The following is a 22,194-nucleotide window of genomic DNA, read 5'->3' as shown; positions in this document are numbered from 1 at the left end:
GATGGAACTCCGCAAGCAATATTTCGCCAATGAGCGCAAGGACGATCTGCACGAGATTGGCCAACCGCGCCTGCGCTCCGATGCGCTCGGCCACGTCACCGGCACGTCAATTTATTTTGCCGACCACATCCTGCCGCGTCTGCTGCATCTGAAAATGGTGCGCAGTCCGCACCACCATGCCCGCATCAGGAGCATCGACCTGTCGGAAGCCGAAAGGCATCCGGGTGTCGTGCGCATCCTGACGGCAGCGGACGTGCCCCACAATGTCTATACGATCCTGACGCTGATCCAGGTCGGCCCGGAAGACGAGACGGTGCTCGCTACCGACAAGGTGCGGTGGAAGGGCGAGGCCATTGTTGCCATCCTCGCCGAGACCGAGCGCGCCGCCCACGAGGCCGTCGCCAAGGTCAAGGTCGATTACGAAGTGCTGGTGCCGGTGCTCAGCATCGACGATGCGCTCGCCCCCGGTGCCCCTGTCGTCAACGAATATCACGGCCAGAACTATTATCGCTATGACAGCGGCATGGCTCGCAAGGTGCGGTTCGGCGATGTCGAGCAGGGCTTTGCCCAGGCCGATCACATCCTCGAACAGACCTATTCCTCCGGCCCGATCGAGCACGCGCCGACCGAAACGACCGGCTGTCTGGTGGTGCCCGAGGGTAATGGTCGCTTCACCTGCTACACCAACACCCAGGCAATGTTCTTCACGCTCGACAACACGTCGATCATCCTGCAGATGGAAGGCGCCAAGCTGCACATGGTCGGGGGCACTGTCGGCGGCGGTTTTGGCGGCAAGGTCGATGTCATCGTCGAGCCGATTGCCATTCTCGGCGCCAAGCTCACCGGCCGGCCGATCTCCTTCATCTACAGCCGTGAAGAGGAGATGCAGATTTCCTCGCCGCGCGCCGCCGAAAAACTGGTGATCAAGGATGGCGTGATGAACGATGGCCGCATCGTCGCCCGCTATGCCAAGGCCTATATCGATGCCGGCGCCTATTCCCGCCATTCGCCCTATGGTGCGCAGAAATCGGCGGCCCACTTTCCGGGGCCCTACACGATCCCGAATGTCTGGGTGGACAGCCACTGCGTCTACACCAACCGCACGCCGTCGAGCGCCATGCGCGGCTTCGGCGTGACGATCGGCGATTTTGCGCTTGAGGTGCAAATGGACAAGCTGGCGCGGCTGATCGGCATGGACCCGCTGGAATTCCGCTTCATCAACGCCTATCGCGACGGCGACATGAAGGCGCATCGCCAGCCCACTGAGGGTGCCGCGCTGATCGAATGCATGCAGGAGGCGTCACGCGTCGCCAACTGGCCGGTGGCGGAGAAGTACTTCAAGCTGTCGTCCGCAACGAGGGAGGGGTGAGATCATGGCGCTCAAGCGAGGCCGCGGCGTCGCCGCGATCAACTACCCCACTGGCATGAACCTCGGGGGCGACCCCACCCAGGCGCTCGTCCACTCGACCCCCACCGGCAATTTCATGGTATCGTTGTCGTCTGTCGATCTCGGCCAGGGCATGAAGCAGATCATGGCGCAGATCTGCGCCGAGACGATCGGCGTGCCGACCGACCGCGTCATTGTCGATACCGCCGACACTGATACCGGCCCGCATTGCATGGGCACATTCGCCTCTCGCGGCACCCACCGCGCCGGCAACGCCGTGATCCAGGCTGCGAAAGAAGCACGGCAGGTGATGCTGGAGGTCGCGGCCGAAGAGCTTGAAGTGAATGCCTCCGACCTCGACACCGACGGCCAGGGCAACATTCACGTCAAGGGCGCCCCACAGCGTTCGATCTCGATCTTCGACACTGCCCTTTCCGCGCATTTCAAGCGCGGTCGCTCGATCTCCGGGCGTGGCATGTTCCTGATCCCGCGCTCTTATCCGGACATGGAAACCGGGGCGATGAAGCCATCCACTTGCTATGCCCATGCCTGCACGGTGGCGGATGTCGAGGTCGACGACGAGACGGGCGAGGTCAACGTATTGGCGGTCAAAAACGTCTTCGAGATCGGCCGGGCGCTGAACCCCAAGATGGTCGAGCAGCAGCTGGTCGGCGGCTCGTGGATGGGTATCAGCCACGCGCTCTACGAGACCACAGAACCCTATTATCCCAGCCGCGAGCATGGAGGGCGCGATTTCAACGAATACCTGATGCCCGGACCGGGCGATCTCGCCGAAACCGAGATCTATGTGCTGGAGCGGCCGGCCGCGGACGGTCCCTATGGTGCCAAGGGACCGGGCGAAATGTGCGCGAACCCGCAGATCCCGGCGGTCGCCAACGCCATCTTCGACGCCGTCGGCGTGCGCATCGACACGCTGCCGATCACGCCCGAGCGCATATTGCGGGCGCTGAAAGCGCGCGATCAGGCGACGTAATGGGAAGAAAGGGCAATCGCATATGGAATTGTTGGCGAGGTAATGGCTTGCTCCCTCTTCTCCCCTTGGGGAGAAGGTGGCCCGCAGGGCTCAGCGCAACAAGTTGCGCCGGGATGAGGGGTTGCGCGAAGCGCCGAAGGTGTTTCTGAAAACCCCTCATCGCCTCGCAAATGCTCGGCACTTCTCCCCAAGGGGAGAAGAGGACGTTCGCGGCAACAGGCAGAGTTCCATATGCAATTGCCCTGAGTAAGGAGCCGATATGGCCCATGCCTTGACCGAGATCGCATCGCCGGAAGCGCTGGCCGACAGGCTGGCCGCGCGCCGTTATATCGCCGACGAGGGTTTGGCGACGGCGGTGTTTCTCGCCATCCATCTAGGCAAGCCGCTGCTGCTGGAGGGTGCGCCCGGTGTCGGCAAGACGGAGGCTGCCAAGGCAATATCGGCTATCCTCGGCCGCGATCTCATCCGCCTGCAATGCTACGAGGGGATCGACGCGCAACATGCGCTTTATGAATGGAATTACCAGCGCCAGCTGCTGGCCATCCGGCAGGCGGGGGAGCGCGAGGTCGATATCTATGCCGACCGCTTCCTGATCGCGCGGCCGCTGCTGCAATCGCTGCAGGCGCCGGGCCAGACCGTGTTGCTGATCGACGAGATCGACCGCTCCGACCATGAGTTCGAGGCGTTGCTGCTGGAGTATCTCTCGGATTTCCAGATCACCATTCCCGAGCGCGGCACGATCAGCGCAGCTGTCCGGCCGATCGTCATCCTCACCTCCAACCGCACCCGCGAAATTGCCGAGGCGCTGCGCCGCCGGTGCGTCTATCACTGGATCGCCTATCCCGACGCGGCACGAGAAGCCGCGATCATCATGGCCCGCGCCGGCGACGTGGCCGAACGCACCGCCCGTGCCGTGGCCCGCGCCGTCAACGCCATCCGCGCCCGGCCGCTCGCCAAGCCGCCCGGCATTTCCGAAGCCGTGGAATGGGCGAATGCCGCAACTGTGCTGGAGAAGGGCGGTAGTCCGTGGCCGGAAGCGTTCCGCCGGGCGATCGGCGTGCTGATCAAGGACGAGGAGGATCTCACTTATCTTGCACCCGAACTGGATGGGATTGTAGAGGAAGCGCTGGCATGAGCGCGGCCATCCACTTGCCACGGGCGGCAAAGCCCTTCCTGGAGTTTGCCCGCGAACTGCGCGCGCAACAATTCGCAGTCGCCCCGGAGCAGATCAGGTCGTTCCTCTCGGCGGTATCTCTGCTTGGCCCAAGAAGCATCGAGGATATAAGGCAGGCAGGACTCGCGACGCTCGCGCCGCCACCCGGTCGCCACGGTGCCTATGATGCGGTGTTCAGGGCGGTGTTTCTGGGCGATACGCCGAGCATCGCCGAAGGCGGCGAGGAGGACGAGGAAATCCGCGTCAAGGACAGCGGCGTTCAGCAGCAGCGGGAAGAGAGTCTGAGACAGGAAAAAGGCGGCGCCCTGACGTCGGCGATCGAGCAACTCTCCCTGCGCGATTTCGAAGCGCTGTCCGTCGAAGACAGGCTCTCGCAGTTTCGCCGCGATCTTCCGCAGGCCTTGCCGGTGCGGCGTTCGTTCCGCAGTAACCGCGCCAAGTCTCGTGGCCAGATCGATCTCCGCCGCTCGCTGCGCGAAATCGTCCAGTCCGATGGCGACGTGCCCCGCCCCCTGCTGCGCAAACGGCAGGCGGTGCCGCGGCGGATCGTTGTTCTGATCGACATATCGGGCTCGATGAAGCTGCATACGCAGGATTACCTTAAGCTTGCCCACGCCGTGGTGCAGGCAACTGGCAATGCCGAGATCTTTACCTTCGGAACGCGACTGACGCGCATCACCCGCGCGCTCCGCATCCGCGACGGGGACATGGCACTTGCCGCAGCCGCCAAGGGCGTTGATGATTGGGACGGCGGCACCCGCATTGGCCCTGCGCTGCTCGCCTTCCTTGCCGTGCCGCGTTATGCGGCGATGGCGCGGGGAGCGGCCGTGGTGATCCTGTCGGATGGGCTTGAGCGCGGGGATCACGCCGACATGGAGCGGGCGCTGCGGCGGCTTTCGGCACGCGCCTTCCGGCTGTCGCTGTGCACACCGCTGGCCGGCGATGTCCGGTTCCGGCCCGAAACATCGGCGCTCAAAGCCGTGCTGCCGCTACTCGATGATCTCACCGACGGTTCCTCTATCGAGCGGCTGACATGTTTCATTCTCTCGCTCGGAAGGGCCGCGCCGCCCGCTGAGACGATCTGGCGGAGGCAGCCCAATGAGCACGATCGTTGACTCCCACTTTCATATCTGGCGGCAGAAGGATCTGCCCTGGCTGAACGGCCCGATGGTGCCGCGTATCTTCGGCCCGTATGAGCCGGTGCGAAGGGATTATCCGATCGAGGAATATCTCGGGGACCTGCAAGGTCTTGGTATCGACAAGGCGGTGTATGTGCAGACCAATTGGGCCAAGGCCGATTTCGAAAAGGAGGTCGCCTGGGTCAGCGATACCGCCAGGGAGGTCGGTTGGCCGCATGCCATCGTCGGCTATACCGATTTTACCGTCGATGATATCAGGCCGCAACTTGACCGGCTCAAGACTTATCCGTTGCTACGCGGCGTGCGCATGCAACTCCACTGGCATCAGGTGCCGGAATATCGCTTCGCGCCGGACGCCAGGCAGGTCATCGATCCGGTGGTTCGAAGGAATATCGCGCGGCTCAAGGATTATGGCCTCGCTTTCGATTTGCAGCTGTTTCCGGACCAGATGGCGGATGGCGCCGAACTGGTGGCGGAGAATCCGCAAACGGAGTTCGTCATGACCCATGCCGGCATGCTCGTCGACACACAGCCCGCGACGGTCGAGGCCTGGCGCAACGGCTTGCGGCACTTCGCCGGCATGAAGAATTTTTCGGCCAAGCTCTCCGGCCTCGGCACCTTCGTCCATCGCAACGATCCGGCGCTGATTTCGCTTATCGTCGACAATGCGGTGGAGATTCTCGGGAGCGATCACCTGATGTTCGGCTCGAATTTCCCGATCGAAAAGCTCTGGACCGACTATCCGACATTGTTTGCCACGCACAAGGTGGCTGCTGAAAAGCATGGCGCCGGCAAGGCAGCGGATATGCTGGGCGGCACGGCCACGCGGGTTTATCGTCCCGCATAGCGCTTGCACTTTTTTGCCAACTGCGACAGCTTGGGTAAAAACAGGGGGACCCGTCATGTCGCTCGAAACCTTCGTCAGGAAGCTGCCCAAGACCGAACTGCATCTGCATCTCGAAGGCGCGGTCGCACCCGGCACGCTGGCCGATCTCGCCAAAGCCAACGGCGTCGAGTTACCGCCGCACACCGATCCGTTCGAGCTTTTCAAGTTCGACGACCTGCCTTCCTTCCTCAAGGTCTACGATCTGGTTTGCGCCTCGATCCGTACCGCGCCGGATTTCCAGCGCACGACATTCGAGGCGCTGGAACGCTGCGCCAGAGGTGGCGCCCGCTATGTCGAGCTGTTCTTCTCGCCGCATGCGCATCTCGCCCACGGCGTGAAATATCCCACGATGCTCGAAGGCATCATTGCCGGGTTCAGGCAGGCTGAAAAGCAGTATGGCGTGAAGGCCAACCTCATCCCCGCCCATAGCCGCGAGCTCGGTCCCAAAGAGGGCGAGAAGTTCGTCGACATGGTGCTCGCCGATCGCATCCCTGAAGTCGTCGGTATCGGCCTCGACTACAACGAGGCACCGTTCCCGCCCGCGCCATTCAAGCAAATGTACGCCCGCGCTCGCGCCAACGGTCTCAACGTCACGGCCCATGCCGGCGAAAGCGGCCCGGCGGAAAATGTCCGCGACAGCATCGACATCCTGCATGTCAGCCGCATCGACCACGGCTATCACGTTACCGACGATCCGCAGTTGGTGGAGCAATGCCTGATATCGCAGATATGCTTCACTTGTTGCCCGAGCACGACGCTATACACCACGGTGTGGCGGGATCTTGCTTCACCCGATCACGCGATCCGCAAGATGATCGAGGCAGGTCTCAACGTCACGATCCATTCGGACGATCCGACGATGTTTGCCACCACGCTCGATCATGAATATCTGCTGGTCGCGCAAAATTTCGGCCTGTCACCGCAGACGCTCAAGCAGATGGCGCTGGCCGGCGTGGCTTCGTCCTGGCTCGACGACGCGACCAAACAGGCGATGATCGCCGAATGGTCCGCCGAGATCGATAGCCTGATCGCCAGCGAATTGGCCTGAGGCAGGACGCGCCGGCAGCGTTTGCCGCCGGCGGTCACTTCAATGGCTCACTTCACCGGCGCGTTCATCGACCAGAGCACGCCGAATGGGTCGCGGACCTGGCCGAACCGATCACCCCAGAACATCACCTGCACGGGCGAGACAACCTCGCAGCCGGCCTTCACCGCGCGGTCGAACCAGAAGTCGATGTCATCGAGAATGAGCTGCAGCGTATAGCCCTGCGGCGCCTCGAGCGAATGGCCGTATTCCGGATAGGCGTCGCACAGCATCAGCGAACTGCCGTTGACATAGAGATGCAGATGCATGGTGCGGCCCTGTTCGTCGCGTGGCACGCAGAAGGCTTCCTCGGCGCCAAAGGCGGCCTTGTAGAATTCGCCGGCCTTGCCGGTATCGATAGTGAGATAGGGCACGAGGCCGCCTTTGGCGGCGGGCATGGCTTGCTGGGTGTTCATGGCAGCTTCGTTCACGGTAGATCTCCTCAACGCTCGAATAACTGGCCTTTTTCCTGTTGGCCTGACCCAAGGACGAGGCAGAAGATGTCATCCCGACAACCCCGCGAAAAATATTCTGGGCCATCGGCAGCCACCGCGAGGGGCTTGCGCCTGGGCTGGCCTTGGGAAATACTCCCGCGTCGCCTCGGGAGGCAGTGGAATTGAACATGGAGCAGGCACAGCAGCGCATTCGCCAGACGAGCTCGACAGAGTTCGCCGACGCCGAAGCGCATCTGTCGATGTCCTATTGCGACCATCATCTAGAGCCCGGACCCAATCGGTCGGCGCTGGATTTTCGCCACGCGTCGCTGGCTCTCGATCGTTCCGGTTTCAACCTGCTGCAATATGGCGAGGAAGTCTCGATCGCCTCGAGCTTCGAGAATTTCTACATGCTGGAAATGCCGGTAGCAGGCGGCGTGGACATCCATTTCGGCGCCGAAACACTTCAGTCAGGCGCTGGCGTGGCACTGCTGCTCTCGCCCGGCCCACGCTTTGTCTCGCGCTGGCGGGCAGGTACCCGGCAGATGATGCTGCAGATTGACCGGGTAGCCCTGGAAGAGCGTTTTGCCGCCCTGGCGCGCCGCCCGCGCGCCGAACATCCGATCTTCAACCCGGTGATATCATTGAACTCCGCCCATGGGCGCTACATCAAATCGGCCTTTTCCGGATTGGCCGAGGCGCTCGCCGATCCCCAGGTCGCGGCACAGGACGATCTCGAAGCGGTCGTGCCCGCACTGATCGACGAACTGCTGCAGAATATCGCCTATCGCCAGGGCGCGTCGATCGTGCCCGAGCGGCTTCATGCGACGCCGCGCCAGGTGAAGCTGGCCATCGATCTCTTCAAGGCGCGCTATGCCGAACGGTTGATGATGCCGGCAGTCGCCCGCGAGATCGGCATTTCCGAGCGGGCCCTTTATGAGGGCTTCCAGCGTTACTACCAGCGCGCGCCTTATGACATCCTGACCCGTATCCGCATGGAAACCGCCCGCCGGCTGATGAGGCAGGATGGGCTTTCGGCAGCGGAGGCGGCGCATCGTGTCGGTGTGCGCCATCTCGGTCGATTCTCCGCGACCTACCGCGAGGTCTTCGGCATTCTGCCCTCGCAGGACGCCGCCCTGCCGCACTGAGCTGGCCTCCACTATCCACATCCTGCAGAATTCAAATCGTCCGTGCCTGTAGCCGGATGACAGTTCTGTGACGCGCTACTAACACTATGTCGAATTCTTCGGAGTGAGACATGCAGTTCAGTGCGAACAGACAGGGCAGCGGTGCGCGGGCGGTTTCGTCCCGGCCATGGCTTGCCTGTTATTTTCCGGTCGGCGATCCCAGGGTGGCCGTCGATCTTCTCGATGTCTATGCCGGCGAGGGTGTCGATGTCATCGAGCTTGGACTGTCGTCGCCCGACCCTTACCTCGACGGTCCTGACGTCAGGAATTCCATGGCGCGCGCCGACCGCGGATCTGCGAGGACAGATCTCGATTCTATCGTGCAACGACTGGATGGCCAGTCCACGCGTCCTGCAATGCTGTTGATGACCTATGCCGATGCAGGCCATCCCGCGCGATCCAATCCGGATTTCTGGTCGAGCCTCGATGGCCTGCTGGTGGTCGCATCCGCTGCCGATCCAATCCGGATCGAACTGGAAGCCGGCGCGCGCGCAGAAGGCGTCGCCGTTTCGACTTTTACGCCGTTGCCACTAACCCCTGCCGACATGGAAGCTGCAAGATCAGCCGATTACTACGTGATGCTGCAAGCCGCCGAAGGCGTTACTGGCCCGCGCGACACGGTAGACAGCGAAGGCAAATCTCGGATCGAGATGCTTCGCCAAGCTGGTGTCGAAACCCCGATCCTGCTCGGCTTCGGCATTTCCAACGGTGATCAGGCGCGTGCGGCAATCGATCTCGGCGCTGATGGTGTGGTGGTCGGTTCCGAAGTGTTGCGCGCCGCATTGGATGGCCGCGAACGGCTGACCTCTCTGCTTCGCGATCTGCGGAGGGGCCTCGATGGCTGAGGGTAACCTGATCATCGGCTTCGACATCGGCACGACTTCGGTCAAGGCTGGACTGTTCGACATGAACGGCACGGTCGTCGATCACTGGGGCCGTTCTTATCCGACCGAGCGACCCGGCGGCGGGCTGGTCGAACAGGATCCGCAACATTGGCTGGATGGCGTTCGCGATGCGATCGATGCGTTGCTGGTCGGGCGCGATGCTGCGTCGATAGCAGCCGTCGGTCTTTGTAGCCAGGTCAATACCGACGTATTCGTCGATGCCGGCGGTAGGCCGCTGGCCCCGGCTATCGTCTGGCAGGATGTGCGGGCAGCGGCCGCCGCAGCCGCAATCGATGCGAGGATCACACCACAGGACAAGCAGGCCTGGTGGGGTGCCGAAATGCCGATCGGCGCCAGCCATGTGCTTGCCAAGATGGCCTGGTTTGCCGAGCACCATCCCGATCTCTGGGAAAAGACGGCCTATGTCTTCTCGCCCAAGGATTTCTGTCTCTTTCACCTGACCGGCAATGCGGTCGCCGACCCCATTGCCGCCTTCGGCCATGTTGGGCTGGACCATGCCTATGTCACGGATCTGGTCGCCCGCGTGCCGGGTGCCGCCGAGCGATTGCCGCCACTGCGGGCGATGATCGCACTTGCCGGGGAGATGCGGCTGGGCTCGTCAAACCGTAAGGTGCCCGTGGTCACGGGCACGATGGATGCCTGGGGCAACCTCTTCGGTTCGGGCGTTTTTCGCGCCGGCCAGGGCATGTATGTCAGCGGCACCAGCGAGATCCTGGCGCTGGCCGGCGCAAACCGTATTGGGGCGCCAGGCGTCGTGACCTTCCCGACCGTCGATGGACTGGTGGTCAATGCCGGCCCGACCCAGAGTGGCGGCGACTCGCTGCGCTGGTGGGGGAATGCGACCGGCACCGAACCGTTGGATGTGCCGAAACTGGCTGAAGGTGCCGACCGTCACGACCGGCCGATCCTGTTCTTGCCGCAGCTGGAAGGTGAGCGTGCTCCTCTCTGGGATTCGGAAATCCGTGGTGCCTTCATCGGCCTCGACAGCCGCACGGCGGGGCCGGAATTCGCGCTTGCCGTTCTGGAAGGTGTCGCACTCTCCGCCCGGCATCTGCTCGGGTCGTTGATCGAGGCCGCTGGCTACCGGCCCGATCGCCTTCTCTATGGCGGCGGCGGCTCGCGTTCCGATCTCTGGAGCCAGATCCGCGCCGATTGCCTCGGCATTCCGCTGCATCGCTTCGCCTTTGCCGATGTCGGCTGCCTTGGTGCCGCGATCATGGCTGCCGTCGGCATTGGTGCGTTTCAGACCATTGCCGATGCCGTACCGGCCATGACCAGCGTCGAGCGGATTTTCGAGCCAGACCCCAGCATGCAGCCACGCTATGACGCGATGTTCGACGCCTATATCAGCGCAATCAATGCGCTACGCCCCATCGGCCTGATCCGTACGGACGGGCTGGTTCCAGGAAAATAAGAAAACCAGTGAAACCACCATCCAGTTGAGGAGCAGGAAAATGAGACTTTCAATGATATCAGCGGCCATCGCCGCGCTACTATCGACCACCGCATCGGCATGGGCGACCGACGTGTCGATCCTGACGCCCTATATCAGCTCGATCCCGACCAACGAGATGGCGCAGGCCTTCAAGGCCGATGGTGAAAAGCGCGGCTGGAAGGTGACCATCATCGACACCCGCAACGATTTCGGCCAGCTCGCCTCGCGCATCGAGGACACGGTCAATGCCAAGGCCAGCGCGATCGTGCTGATCTCGACCGATCCCGCGCAGGTGCAGGATCAGGTGGCGCTCGCCCACAAGGCCGGCATCCCGGTGATCTCGCTCGACGGCGCCAAGAACGCTGACGTCGCCGTCAATGTCACCTCCAACAATTTCGATCTCGGCGTCCAGCTGTCGGAAACCCTGATCAAGGCGATCGGCGGCAAGGGCAACATCGTCAAGTTCTACCACTCGGCTCATCCCGGCGTGCATCAGCGCGAACTCGGACTCGACGAAGTGCTGAAGAAACATCCTGATGTGAAGATCATCGCCGATCACTTCGTCAAGGTTCCAGGGCCGGTCGATGATGGCCGCATCGCCATGGAAAACATCCTTCGCCAGCATGGCGACGAGATCGACGGCGTCTGGGCGGCCTTCGACGATCCCGGCATCGGCGCGGAACTGGCGACTGACTCCGAGAAGCCGGATTCCACGCTGATCATCATGGGCATCGACGGCAATGCGCAGGCGGTCGACATGATCAAGTCCTGCACTCATTACAAGGCGACGCTGCGCCAGGATTTCCCGAAGATGGCGAGCGTTGGCGCTGAGCAGCTCGAAAAGATCCTCGCTGGTGGCAAGCCTGAGAAGGATGAGATCTATGTCCCCGCCGTGCCGATCACGCCGGAATCGCTCGGCGTGAAGTGCCCGTAAGCGCGTACTGAAGGGACAAGTCCGATGCTACTGGAAATCCGTGCACTGGAAAAACGCTTCAGCGGGGCGAGGGCGCTTGCTGGCGCCGATCTCTCGGTGGAAGCCGGCTCCGTGCACGGGCTTCTGGGGGAGAATGGCGCAGGCAAGTCGACGCTGATCAAGTCGCTCTCGGGGCTTGTAACGCCCGATTCCGGCGAGATCCGTATTGATGGCAAGGCCGAGGCGATTACCAGCGTCCGGCATGCCGAGGATCTCGGCTTTCGCTTCATTCATCAGGAGCTCAGCCTCGTGCCGCATTTCACGGCCGTCGAGAACGCCTTTGTCGGCCGGCCCTATCCCAAGCGCGGACCGTTCATCGACCGCGCGGCAATGCATGCGAAAGTCGCGGCCACCGCGCGCGATATTGCGCCGGACCTGCCGCTCGATATTCCCGTCGGCCGCATGGCGACCGGCCAGAAACAGCTTGTCGAGATCATCCGGGCGCTGATGAACGAACCAGCGCGTCTTGTCGTCATGGACGAGCCGACGGCGTCCCTGTCCGATGGCGAGGCCGAGCGCCTGCACAAGGCCGTCAAGGCGCTGTCTGCCCGCGGGGTTGCCGTCGTCTTCATCTCCCATCGCCTCGATGAGGTGCTGGACATCTGCGATCGCTACACGGTGCTGCGCAACGGCGCCACAACGGGCACGGGTGCCATTGCCGATGTCACCCGCAGCGATCTGGTGAAATTGATGTCGGGGCATGACGAAATTCGTGGCGGCAGGGCTGCCACGATCACCGGCGGCAAGCCGGTACTCGACGTGCGGGACCTGCCTTTTGGCCGACGCGGTTCCAAGGTCTCGCTTGAGGTGCGCGAAGGTGAGGTCGTGGGTCTCTACGGTCTTGTCGGCGCCGGCCGTTCCTCCTTCATGACGGCCTTGTGGGGTTCGCGGACCACGGAAGGAGGAACGGTTTCCATCGATGGCGCGACAATGCGCTCGGGCGATATCGGCGCCCGCATTGCTGCTGGCGGTGCCTATGTGCCGGAGGACCGGCGCGGCGAGGGGTTGATCACCGTTCGCAGCATCGCCGAAAACCTGGCGATCACCAATCTCGCCTCGGTGCGGTCCTCGCCCGGCCTGCCGCTGACCAGCAGCAGGCAACTGGCGGCCCGCGCGCTCGATATCAAGCAGCAGCTGTCGATCAAGATGGGCTCGCCCTGGGCGCATCCGCTGACGCTGTCTGGCGGCAATCAGCAGAAGCTGCTGTTCGGCCGCTGGTTCGGTGGCAAGATCCGCCTGCTGATCCTTGACGAACCCTCCCGTGGCGTCGATGTCGGGGCCAAGGCCGAGATCCACACCATCGTCCGCCGGCTCGCCTCCGAAGGCGTGGCTGTGCTGATGACCACAAGCGACATGGATGAACTGCTGACGCTGGCAAACCGCGTTCTCGTGCTGGCCAATGGCGAGTTCACCGCCGAACTCACAGGCGAAGAGCTTTCGCCACAGCGCATCGTTGCCGCAGCCTTTTACCAAGACAAACAGAAAGAGCCTCTCGCATGACCGGCCTTGCCAGGAAATATGGCACGCTGATCGCCCTGATCGCGATCGTCGTCGTCTTCTCTATCGCTTCGCCGGGCGCATTCGGCACGCCGAGCAACCTGATCAACATCACCCAGCAGATGTCGCTGCTGGCCATCGTCGCGATTGGCGCGACGATGGTGATGGCGGTTGGCGAGTTCGACCTCTCCACCGCAGCCCTGGTCTCCTTCGGCGGCATCTGCATTGTCTTTCTCTTCAAGCTCGGTGTGCCCGGGCCAGTCGCCTGTCTCCTCGTGCTGGCTGCGGCCGCTGTCTTCGGCGCGATATCCGGCTATATCGTCGCTAAGTTTGAAGTGCTGTCCTTTATCGCAACACTGGCGGCCGGCACCATCATCGGCGGTGTCACCTTCTGGCTCTCCGATGGCGCGACCCTGTTCGGCGACATCCCCAACGGTTTCCGCGATCTGGCGCGCGGTCACACCTTTGGCATTCCGACACTGACATGGTGGCTGATCGGTGTTGCTGTTGTCGTCTGGCTGCTGCTCGACAAGGTCGAATTCGGACGCAGGCTCTATGCCATCGGCGGCAACCGTGAAGCCTCACGCCTCGCCGGTGTCCGCATCGTGCCCAACACCATGGTCGCCTTCATCCTTTCGGCCATGCTGGCAGCATTGGTCGGAATGTTGCTCACGGGCCGCATCGGCAGCGCCAATCCCACCGGCGGCGGCGGATACCTGCTGTCGGCCTATGCCGCAGTCTTCCTCGGCATGACCGCCTTCCGCGAGGGCGAGGCCAACGTGCCGGGCACGCTGGTGGGCGCAGCCATCATCGCCGTCATCGGCAATGGCCTGACCATCCTCGGCGTCTCGACATTCCTGCAGGACATCATCACCGGCACGATCATCCTCGCAGCCGTGCTCGTCCGTCGCATCGGCAAGCAGGGAGCATAGAGGTGGGCGTGCAAAATCTAACCGCTGCAAAGTCAAAGCCGGGCCGCTATGGGGCTTTCGGTGGCCAGTTCGTGGCGCCGGTGTTGCTACCGGTGCTCGACAGGCTGGAAGCGGCCTTCAACAACGCTTGGGCCGATCCAGCCTTTCATGCCGCCTTTGACGATTTGCTGCAGCGTTTCGTCGGCCGGCCGACGCCGATTTTCGAGGCGAGCCGACTGATCGCGCCGGAGCGCGGAGCGCGCATTTTCCTCAAGCGCGACGACCTCACCTTCAACGGCGGCAACTACGCCAATTCCGCGCTCGGCCAGTGCCTGCTTGCGCAGCGCATGGGGCTCGCCAGCGTGGTCACCGACACTGGCTCCGGACAGAACGGCATCGCCACTGCAGCCGTTGCCGCCCGCTTCTCGATGCCCTGCACTATCTATATGGGCGCCAAGGATGCCACCCAGCAGCCGGCGGCGGTCAAGAAGATGCGTGCCTTCGGCGCCGATCTGCGCGTGGTCGAAGACGCTGATCGGACCCTGCACGCCGCAACATCGGCAGCCATCCGCCACTGGATGGGGTTCAGCACCAGCACCGCCTATGTCGCCGGTGCGCCAATCGGAGCGCATCCCTATCCGCAGATGGTAGGCGCCTTCCAGGCGGTGATTGGCCGCGAAACCCGCCTGCAGATGATCGAGTCCGGCATGCTCCCGGCAGCCATCGTCTCGGCAGTCGGTGGTGGTTCGTCGACCATAGGAATATTTTCCGCATTCGGGAGCGACCCGCAAATCCGATTAATCGCAGTCGAGGCCGGAGGTTCTGGCGAGGCAGGCGCGGTGCATTCCGCGCGGCTGGCGCACGGCCGGCACGGCATTTTCCATGGCGCAGAGACGCTGGTGCTATGCGACGAAAACGGCCAGATATTGCCGACCGGCTCGATCGCGCCGGGGCTGGCCTATCCGGGGTCGGCGCCGGAACTCGCAAATCTGGTTGCCTCGGGTCGCGCCGAGACGGTATCGATCAACGATAAAGCCGCCCGCGACGCCGTGCGCCATCTGGCCGAACGCGAAGGCATTCTCGTGTCGCTCGAGGCTGGCCATGCGGTTGCAGCCGCTGAGACGATAGCGCTCGCTTTGCAGCCGTCCGAGGTCGTCGTGGTCATGGTGCCGTCATCAGGCGACAAGGACCTCGACATCATCTGGCCGGAGGCATGACGATGGCGAACAAGCAAGCGAGCCGCATCGATGCCATGTTCGACCGACTGGCTGCCCAGAAGCGCAAGGCGTTCGTGACCTTCACGGTGGCGTCCGATCCGTCCTTCGAAGAGAGCCTGGAACGCCTCAAGGCCTTTGCTGCCTCGGGCATCGATCTCATCGAGATCGGTCATCCCTATTCCGATCCGATCCTTGATGGCGCGACGATCCAGAAGGCCAACCGCCGCGGTCTGGCGGCGGGTGGCAACCTGTCGCGAACGCTCGATCTCGTCGCCGCCTTTCGCGAGCATGACAATGTCACCCCGGTCATCCTGATGGGCTATGCCAATCCGATTGCGGTGATGGGCTACGAAGTCTTCGCAGAACGGGCAGCGAAGGCAGGTATCGATGGCGTGATCGCGGCCGATTTTCCGATCCGCGAGGCCGGCAGCCTGCTCGCCGCCTTCGCCCAGCACGGGCTTGTGATGATCCCGCTTGCGGCGCCCACGCTGTCGCCCGAGGACTTCACGGTCGAAAAGCCGGGGATCGGCGGCTTTCTCTATTGTATTCCGGTGGCGGGGCCGACCGGCGGACCGTCAGCATCGCTGGAAGCGATCGCCGAAGCCGTGGAGCGCTGCCGCGCAGTATCGAGCCTGCCTGTCATGGTTGGCTTCGGCGTCAAGACGCCGGAAATGGCGGCGGGTGTCGCCACGATCGCCGACGGCGTCATCGTGGCCACCTCACTCATCGATCATTTCGAGACGCTGAGATCGGAATTGCCGGCGGATGCGTTCGAGGATGCATTGACTGCCGCCATTGTGGAGTATCGCGCTGCGATCGATGCGGCGACTGCCGGTTAAGACAGGTTCCCTCCCACCAAGGCTGAAGATTCCCCTCCCCAACCCCTCCCCACAAGGGGGAGGGGCTTGTCTGCTGCAGCCACTTGCTCAATCACAACATTTCAAGATTCACAGAGTTTACATTCGGGATTGTGAGCCGGCTGAGGCTTGGCCCCCCTTGTGGGGAGGGGACTTAACCTCCCTGTCATAATGAACCGCAAACGATCACGCCCTGTCATCTGGCTGTCATCAAACTGTCAAGACCACGTCATTTTCCCTGTCGATAAAGCCGTCACGCATCTGCTGGGATCATAAATCCGCGGCCTGCGACATTGCTTCGCCATTAGCCGGGCATGCCCGGACAATCCATTGTTTCGGTCGTTTGCGCTTTTCGCGCCCGCCGAGCCGCCATGTTGGGAGAAGATCATGACCACCATCACCACGCCGGTTTTTGTCACCGGCACCGATACCTACACGATCGCAGTTGACGACATCCTTGATGTCACGGGCGATGATGCCATCACCTGGTCTGGTACCGACACCGCCGTCACCGTCATCAACAACGGTACGATCAGCGATTCGGCCGACCAGTCGCTGATCTCGGTCGCGGGCACCACCGGCACACTGACCTTCACCAACAATCTCGGCGCGCTGGTCGACATCGAGATGAAGTTCAAGAACCTGGGCACCGGCGCGACCGTGACGGTCGAAAACTACGGCCTGATGAGTGGCCGCGACAACAATGCACTGGAACTCTCGACGGCTGGCGCCACTTTCATCGTCAACAATTATTCCACCGGCGTGATGACCCAGGACGATGCCAGCAAGGACATCATCAAGGACGCCTCCAACCTGACGCTCAACAACTGGGGCAAGATCATCGTTTCCGGCGATGAATACGATGCCAATGGCGACCCCAGCGAGACCGGCGGCGACGGCATCGATCTCGGCGAAGGTACCAGCAACAGCATTCACAATTATGCTGGTGCCATCATTGAGGGATCGCGCCACGGCATCACAGCCGATATCGGCATGACAATCGTCAACGACCTTGGTGGCAAGATCGTCGGCCGCAACGGCGCCGGCCTGAACTTCGACAACGATGCCACCAGCACGCTGACCGTCACCAATTACGGCACGATCCTCGGCGAATCCAAGACATACGCGGACAGCGACGGCGACGCGGTCGATGCCGATGGTCTGCTCGATCTCGACAATTACGGCTTTATCGGCGGTATGGGTGCCAATGGCGAACATGACGGCGGCACCAACCATTCCGAGGCCATTGCGGTCGGTGGCGGCACGATCAACAACTTTGCCGGCGGCACGATCTTCAGCGTCCAGCGCGGCATCCAGGTCGATGACAGCGCTGAGGGCAACGCCCTAGCTGCAACGACGATCTTCAATGCCGGCATCATCCAGGCGACTGACGAAGCGATCAAGATCGTTGGCGACTGGGCTGACACGCTGACCAACAAGGGCACGATCATTGGCGACATCGTCATGGGCGGCGGCAACGACACTGTGACGTTCAAGGCTGGCTCGAACGTCATCGGCGATGTCATGCTCGGTGATGGCGCCGACACCTTCAAGGGTTCGAGCGCAGCCGAGAACGTCTATGGCGGTGCAGGCATCGACAGCCTGACCGGTGGCGCTGGTGCCGACACCTTCTTCTTTGCGCTCGGCGACACCGGCAAGACGAATGCCAAGGCCGACACGATCTTCGACTTCAATGGCAAGTCGGGCGATACGATCGATCTCTCGGACATCGATGCCAATATCAGCAAAGGCGGAGACCAGGCATTCAAGTTCATCGGCGATGCCGCTTTCCATGACAAGGCCGGCGAGCTGCGCATCGTCATGGAAAAGAGCGACACCTGGATCTACGGCGACACCGATGGCAACGGCAAAGCCGACTTCGCCATCCATCTCGACGATGCAGTCGCCCTGAAGGCCGGCTACTTCGACCTCTAAGCTCCGACGAGTGCCTTGCTCGTTCCCTTGCCGCCGTTGGTTCGCCAACGGCGGCTTTTTTCGTTGCGCGTATCTGCGAATTCAGCTTGGCGCAAATTGAATAGTTGTCACCGCAACGAAAATAATATAAACACATAACGATATCTTTATGTGAATACGGGAGTGCGCCATGTCGGCTGCGTTGAACGAGCTTTTCGACAAGACCCCAAACAAGCAAACCCTCAATGCCCGTGACGCGCTGATGTCGGCAGCGCGCGAGCGTATTCTCATTCTCGATGGCGCGATGGGCACCCAGATCCAGGGTCTCGGCTATGCCGAAGATCACTTTCGCGGTGAGCGCTTCGGCGGCTGCGCCTGCCACCAGCAGGGCAACAATGATCTGCTGATTCTCACCCAGCCCGCTGCGATCGAGGAGATTCATTTCCAGTACGCACTCGCTGGCGCCGACATCATCGAGACCAACACCTTTTCTTCGACCTCCATCGCCCAGGCCGACTACGGCATGCAGGACATGGTCTATGAGCTGAATCGCGATGGCGCCCGGCTGGTTCGGCGGGCGGCAATTCGCGCCGAGGCGATCGACGGCAAGCGCCGCTTCGTGGCCGGCGCGCTCGGTCCGACCAACCGTACGGCCTCCATGTCCCCGGATGTCAACAATCCCGGCTATCGCGCGGTCACCTTCGACGATCTCCGCATCGCCTATGGCGAGCAGCTGCGCGGCCTGATCGATGGCGGCGCCGACCTCATCCTGATCGAGACGATCTTCGATACGCTGAATGCCAAGGCGGCAATCTTCGCCTGCAAGGAGATCTTTGCGGAAAAGGGCGTCGACCTGCCGGTGATGATCTCCGGCACCATTACCGATCTCTCCGGGCGCACGCTGTCGGGCCAGACCCCGACGGCCTTCTGGCATTCGGTGCGCCACGCGAACCCCTTTACGATTGGCCTGAATTGCGCGCTCGGTGCCAACGCAATGCGTGCGCATCTGGACGAACTCTCCATTGTCGCTGACACATTGACCTGCGCCTATCCCAATGCCGGCCTGCCGAATGCGTTCGGCCAATACGACGAAAGCCCGGAATTCATGGCCGCGCAGATCGAGGAATTCGCTCGCGACGGCCTCGTCAACATCGTCGGCGGTTGCTGCGGTTCGACGCCCGATCACATCAGAGCGATTGCGGCGGCGGTGGCCAAATATCCACCGCGCCAGGTTCCCGAGCATGGGCCGCTGATGCGGCTGTCTGGCCTCGAGCCTTTCACGCTGACCAAGGAAATTCCGTTCGTCAATGTCGGCGAGCGCACGAACGTCACCGGCTCGGCCAAGTTCCGCAAGCTGGTCACGGCGGGCGACTATGCTGCAGCACTCGACGTCGCGCGCGATCAGGTCGCCAACGGTGCCCAGATCATCGACATCAACATGGACGAGGGCCTGATCGATTCCAAGCAGGCGATGGTCGAATACCTCAACCTCATCGCCGCCGAACCCGATATCGCCGTCGTTCCCGTCATGATCGACAGCTCCAAATGGGAAGTGATCGAGGCCGGCCTGAAATGCGTTCAGGGCAAGCCGTTGGTCAATTCGATCTCGATGAAGGAGGGCGAGGAAGCGTTCCTGCACCATGCCAGATTGGTCCGGGCCTATGGCGCGGCCGTCGTGGTCATGGCCTTCGACGAGCAGGGCCAGGCCGACACCCATGCCCGCAAGGTCGAGATCTGCACCCGGGCCTACAAGCTGCTGACCGAAGAGGCCGGTTTCCCGCCCGAAGACATCATCTTCGACCCCAACATCTTCGCCGTCGCCACCGGCATCGAGGAGCACAATAATTACGGCGTCGATTTCATCAATGCGACGCGCGATATCACCGCCACGCTGCCGCATGTGCATATCTCCGGCGGCGTCTCGAACCTCTCCTTTTCGTTCCGCGGCAACGAGCCGGTGCGTGAGGCGATGCATGCCGTGTTCCTCTACCATTGCATCCAGGCTGGGATGGATATGGGCATCGTCAATGCCGGTCAGCTGGCGGTCTATGAATCCATCGATCCGGAACTGCGCGAGGCTTGCGAGGACGTGGTGCTCAACCGCAATTCCAACGCCACCGAGCGCATGCTGGAACTTGCCGAGCGCTACAAGGGCACGGCCGGCAAGGAGGCCAAGGAAAAGGATCTGAAATGGCGTGAATGGCCGGTCGAGAAGCGGCTAGGACACGCGCTGGTCAACGGCATCACCGAATTCATCGACCTCGATACCGAGGAGGCCCGCCAAAATGTCGAGCGTCCGCTGCATGTCATCGAAGGGCCGCTGATGGCCGGCATGAATGTCGTCGGCGACCTCTTCGGCGCGGGCAAGATGTTCCTGCCGCAGGTGGTCAAATCGGCGAGGGTCATGAAACAGGCGGTGGCGGTACTGCTGCCTTACATGGAGGCGGAGAAGCTTGCCAATGCCGCCAACGGAATCATCGGCGAGCGTGAGACCGCCGGCAAGATCCTGATGGCTACAGTCAAGGGCGACGTCCACGACATCGGCAAGAACATCGTCGGCGTCGTGCTCGCCTGCAACAATTACGAGATCATCGATCTCGGCGTCATGGTGCCGGCGGCGAAGATTCTGCAGATCGCGAAGGACGAGAAGGTCGATATTATCGGCCTTTCCGGCCTGATCACGCCCTCGCTCGACGAGATGGTGCATGTCGCCTCCGAGATGGAACGGCAGGGTTTTGACATCCCCCTGCTGATCGGCGGCGCGACCACCAGCCGCGTGCACACGGCGGTAAAGATCAATCCGCGCTATGAGGCGGGGCAGACGGTCTATGTCACCGATGCGTCGCGCGCCGTGGGCGTCGTCTCCAGCCTGCTGAGCGCAGAGATGAAGCCCGGCTATGTCGAAACCATCCAGGCCGAATATCGCAAGGTGGCCGATGCCCATCACAAGGCGGAGTCCGCCAAGCAGCGCGTCTCGCTTACGGCCGCGCGCGCCAATGCCCACAAAATCGACTGGACCCACTATACGCCGCCCAAGCCCTCGTTCCTCGGCACGAAAACCTTCGATGGCTGGGATCTCGCCGATCTCGCGCGCTATATCGACTGGACGCCGTTCTTCCAGACCTGGGAGCTTAAAGGCCGCTATCCCGCCATCCTCGAAGATGAAAAGCAGGGTGCTGCAGCCCGGCAACTGTTTGATGACGCGCAGGCGATGCTGAAGCAGATCATCGAGGAGAAATGGTTCGCGCCCAGGGCCGTGATCGGTTTCTGGCCTGCCAATGCTGTTGGCGACGACGTCAGGCTGTTCACGGATGAAACGAGAGCCGAGGAATTGGCGACCTTCTTCACACTCCGACAGCAACTGACCAAGCGTGACGGCAAGGCCAATGTCGCGCTTGCCGATTTCGTCGCACCGGTGTCTTCCGGCAAGGCCGATTATCTCGGCGGTTTCGTGGTCACGGCCGGCATCGAGGAAGTGGCCATTGCCGAACGCTTCGAGCGCGCCAACGACGACTATTCGTCGATTCTGGTCAAGGCGCTCGCCGACCGCTTCGCCGAGGCGTTCGCCGAGCGCATGCACGAAGTTGTGCGCAAGGAGTTTTGGGGCTATGCGGCTGACGAAACGTTCCAGCCCGAAGACCTGATCGGCGAGCCTTATCAGGGCATTCGTCCGGCGCCGGGCTATCCCGCGCAGCCCGATCACACCGAAAAGGCGACGCTGTTCGAGCTGCTGGATGCTGAAAACGCGGCCGGCGTCAGCCTGACGGAGAGTTATGCGATGTGGCCGGGATCCTCGGTCTCGGGCATCTACCTCAGCCATCCCGAAAGCTACTATTTCGGCGTCGCCAAGGTCGAGCGGGACCAGGTCGAGGACTATGCCGCCCGCAAGAACATGCCGATAGCTGATGTCGAGCGCTGGCTTGGGCCCGTGCTGAATTATGTGCCGGCTCCTGTGGCGCTGGCTGCGGAGTGAGAGCGATACGTTGGCAGGGGAATTTACCCCTCACCAACTCCGGCCAAGGGTTCGCTACGCTTACCCGGCCTTCGTATCCTCCCCCACAAGGGGAGAGGTAGGCTCGCGAAACTGTCTTGCCTCAAGCAAGGGCGAAGCTTGTGGCACGCTACCTCTCCCCCTGTGGGAGAGGATAGCAAGTCCGTGAGAGGCGAAGCCGATCACTGGACGCGCTTGGTGAGGGGTGA

General features: G+C 62.3%; 17 protein-coding genes. 16 read left to right on the top strand and 1 reads right to left on the bottom strand.

Going from position 1 to position 22,194, the window contains the following annotated elements; translation table 11 throughout:
• The first annotated feature begins 1 nt into the window (after position 1).
• From ACXHRN_RS21730 to add, 6 genes are all read left to right on the top strand, one after another.
• On the top strand, positions 2-1,369 hold the full coding sequence (locus ACXHRN_RS21730; RefSeq protein WP_488641973.1) for a xanthine dehydrogenase family protein molybdopterin-binding subunit: 1,368 nt from the start codon (positions 2-4) through the stop codon (positions 1,367-1,369).
• 4 nt (positions 1,370-1,373) lie between these two features.
• Positions 1,374-2,381: a xanthine dehydrogenase family protein molybdopterin-binding subunit gene (locus ACXHRN_RS21725; RefSeq protein WP_488638379.1), complete on the top strand. Its 1,008-nt coding sequence runs from the start codon at positions 1,374-1,376 to the stop codon at positions 2,379-2,381.
• Positions 2,382-2,640: 259 nt separating this feature from the next.
• The gene (locus tag ACXHRN_RS21720; protein ID WP_488638378.1) at positions 2,641-3,516 is read left to right on the top strand and encodes an AAA family ATPase; all 876 of its coding nucleotides are present in this window, start codon (positions 2,641-2,643) and stop codon (positions 3,514-3,516) included.
• Positions 3,513-4,670 carry a vWA domain-containing protein gene (locus tag ACXHRN_RS21715; protein WP_488638377.1) on the top strand — a complete coding sequence of 386 codons (1,158 nt, stop codon included), beginning with the start codon at positions 3,513-3,515 and terminating at the stop codon, positions 4,668-4,670. Before ACXHRN_RS21720 ends, ACXHRN_RS21715 begins: the two co-directional genes overlap by 4 nt.
• On the top strand, positions 4,654-5,541 hold the full coding sequence (locus tag ACXHRN_RS21710) for an amidohydrolase family protein (protein ID WP_488638376.1): 888 nt from the start codon (positions 4,654-4,656) through the stop codon (positions 5,539-5,541). The genes ACXHRN_RS21715 and ACXHRN_RS21710 overlap by 17 nt, the downstream gene beginning before the upstream one ends.
• A 55-nt stretch (positions 5,542-5,596) precedes the next feature.
• Positions 5,597-6,628, top strand: coding sequence for an adenosine deaminase (gene add / locus ACXHRN_RS21705; RefSeq protein WP_488638375.1), 1,032 nt, complete (start codon positions 5,597-5,599; stop codon positions 6,626-6,628).
• A gap of 47 nt (positions 6,629-6,675) precedes the next feature.
• On the opposite strand, the gene ACXHRN_RS21700 is transcribed toward add, so the two are convergent.
• Positions 6,676-7,080 carry a VOC family protein gene (locus tag ACXHRN_RS21700; protein ID WP_488641972.1) on the bottom strand — a complete coding sequence of 135 codons (405 nt, stop codon included), beginning with the start codon at positions 7,078-7,080 and terminating at the stop codon, positions 6,676-6,678.
• Between the two features lie 206 nt (positions 7,081-7,286).
• Between ACXHRN_RS21700 and ACXHRN_RS21695 the strand changes: the two genes are divergently transcribed.
• The 10 genes from ACXHRN_RS21695 (at position 7,287) to metH (ending at position 21,967) form a co-directional block, all read left to right on the top strand.
• Positions 7,287-8,246: an AraC family transcriptional regulator gene (locus ACXHRN_RS21695; RefSeq protein WP_488638374.1), complete on the top strand. Its 960-nt coding sequence runs from the start codon at positions 7,287-7,289 to the stop codon at positions 8,244-8,246.
• A gap of 110 nt (positions 8,247-8,356) precedes the next feature.
• Complete coding sequence (locus tag ACXHRN_RS21690; RefSeq protein ID WP_488638373.1) at positions 8,357-9,130, top strand: tryptophan synthase subunit alpha; 774 nt, start codon at positions 8,357-8,359, stop codon at positions 9,128-9,130.
• Positions 9,123-10,604: a xylulokinase gene (locus ACXHRN_RS21685; RefSeq protein ID WP_488638372.1), complete on the top strand. Its 1,482-nt coding sequence runs from the start codon at positions 9,123-9,125 to the stop codon at positions 10,602-10,604. The genes ACXHRN_RS21690 and ACXHRN_RS21685 overlap by 8 nt, the downstream gene beginning before the upstream one ends.
• A 40-nt stretch (positions 10,605-10,644) precedes the next feature.
• Positions 10,645-11,559, top strand: a complete 915-nt coding sequence (locus ACXHRN_RS21680) for a sugar ABC transporter substrate-binding protein (protein ID WP_488638371.1) — start codon at positions 10,645-10,647, stop codon at positions 11,557-11,559.
• Between the two features lie 24 nt (positions 11,560-11,583).
• Positions 11,584-13,098: a sugar ABC transporter ATP-binding protein gene (locus tag ACXHRN_RS21675; RefSeq protein WP_488638370.1), complete on the top strand. Its 1,515-nt coding sequence runs from the start codon at positions 11,584-11,586 to the stop codon at positions 13,096-13,098.
• Complete coding sequence (locus tag ACXHRN_RS21670; protein WP_488638369.1) at positions 13,095-14,027, top strand: ABC transporter permease; 933 nt, start codon at positions 13,095-13,097, stop codon at positions 14,025-14,027. The genes ACXHRN_RS21675 and ACXHRN_RS21670 overlap by 4 nt, the downstream gene beginning before the upstream one ends.
• An 8-nt stretch (positions 14,028-14,035) precedes the next feature.
• On the top strand, positions 14,036-15,223 hold the full coding sequence (trpB, locus tag ACXHRN_RS21665) for a tryptophan synthase subunit beta (RefSeq protein WP_488638368.1): 1,188 nt from the start codon (positions 14,036-14,038) through the stop codon (positions 15,221-15,223).
• A gap of 2 nt (positions 15,224-15,225) precedes the next feature.
• On the top strand, positions 15,226-16,062 hold the full coding sequence (trpA, locus tag ACXHRN_RS21660) for a tryptophan synthase subunit alpha (RefSeq protein ID WP_488638367.1): 837 nt from the start codon (positions 15,226-15,228) through the stop codon (positions 16,060-16,062).
• A gap of 405 nt (positions 16,063-16,467) precedes the next feature.
• Entirely contained in the window at positions 16,468-18,015 is a 1,548-nt protein-coding gene (locus tag ACXHRN_RS21655) for a calcium-binding protein (RefSeq protein ID WP_488638366.1), read from the top strand.
• A gap of 169 nt (positions 18,016-18,184) precedes the next feature.
• Positions 18,185-21,967, top strand: coding sequence for a methionine synthase (metH, locus tag ACXHRN_RS21650; protein WP_488638365.1), 3,783 nt, complete (start codon positions 18,185-18,187; stop codon positions 21,965-21,967).
• The last annotated feature ends 227 nt before the right edge of the window (positions 21,968-22,194 follow it).

It is taken from the genome of Shinella sp. OV683, from assembly GCF_057787725.1.
This window is presented reverse-complemented; position numbering and strand designations above follow the sequence as displayed.

Excerpts from the sequence above, each read along its gene's own strand:
- ACXHRN_RS21670 (WP_488638369.1), top strand. The coding sequence starts at position 13,095 with ATGACCGGCCTTGCCAGGAAATATGGCACGCTGATCGCCCTGATCGCG.
- ACXHRN_RS21725 (WP_488638379.1), top strand. The coding sequence starts at position 1,374 with ATGGCGCTCAAGCGAGGCCGCGGCGTCGCCGCGATCAACTACCCCACT.
- ACXHRN_RS21695 (WP_488638374.1), top strand. The coding sequence starts at position 7,287 with ATGGAGCAGGCACAGCAGCGCATTCGCCAGACGAGCTCGACAGAGTTC.
- ACXHRN_RS21655 (WP_488638366.1), top strand. The coding sequence starts at position 16,468 with ATGACCACCATCACCACGCCGGTTTTTGTCACCGGCACCGATACCTAC.
- ACXHRN_RS21690 (WP_488638373.1), top strand. The coding sequence starts at position 8,357 with ATGCAGTTCAGTGCGAACAGACAGGGCAGCGGTGCGCGGGCGGTTTCG.
- ACXHRN_RS21680 (WP_488638371.1), top strand. The coding sequence starts at position 10,645 with ATGAGACTTTCAATGATATCAGCGGCCATCGCCGCGCTACTATCGACC.
- ACXHRN_RS21730 (WP_488641973.1), top strand. The coding sequence starts at position 2 with ATGGAACTCCGCAAGCAATATTTCGCCAATGAGCGCAAGGACGATCTG.
- ACXHRN_RS21700 (WP_488641972.1), bottom strand. The coding sequence starts at position 7,080 with ATGAACACCCAGCAAGCCATGCCCGCCGCCAAAGGCGGCCTCGTGCCC.
- add (WP_488638375.1), top strand. The coding sequence starts at position 5,597 with ATGTCGCTCGAAACCTTCGTCAGGAAGCTGCCCAAGACCGAACTGCAT.
- ACXHRN_RS21715 (WP_488638377.1), top strand. The coding sequence starts at position 3,513 with ATGAGCGCGGCCATCCACTTGCCACGGGCGGCAAAGCCCTTCCTGGAG.
- ACXHRN_RS21710 (WP_488638376.1), top strand. The coding sequence starts at position 4,654 with ATGAGCACGATCGTTGACTCCCACTTTCATATCTGGCGGCAGAAGGAT.
- trpA (WP_488638367.1), top strand. The coding sequence starts at position 15,226 with ATGGCGAACAAGCAAGCGAGCCGCATCGATGCCATGTTCGACCGACTG.
- metH (WP_488638365.1), top strand. The coding sequence starts at position 18,185 with ATGTCGGCTGCGTTGAACGAGCTTTTCGACAAGACCCCAAACAAGCAA.
- ACXHRN_RS21675 (WP_488638370.1), top strand. The coding sequence starts at position 11,584 with ATGCTACTGGAAATCCGTGCACTGGAAAAACGCTTCAGCGGGGCGAGG.
- ACXHRN_RS21685 (WP_488638372.1), top strand. The coding sequence starts at position 9,123 with ATGGCTGAGGGTAACCTGATCATCGGCTTCGACATCGGCACGACTTCG.
- ACXHRN_RS21720 (WP_488638378.1), top strand. The coding sequence starts at position 2,641 with ATGGCCCATGCCTTGACCGAGATCGCATCGCCGGAAGCGCTGGCCGAC.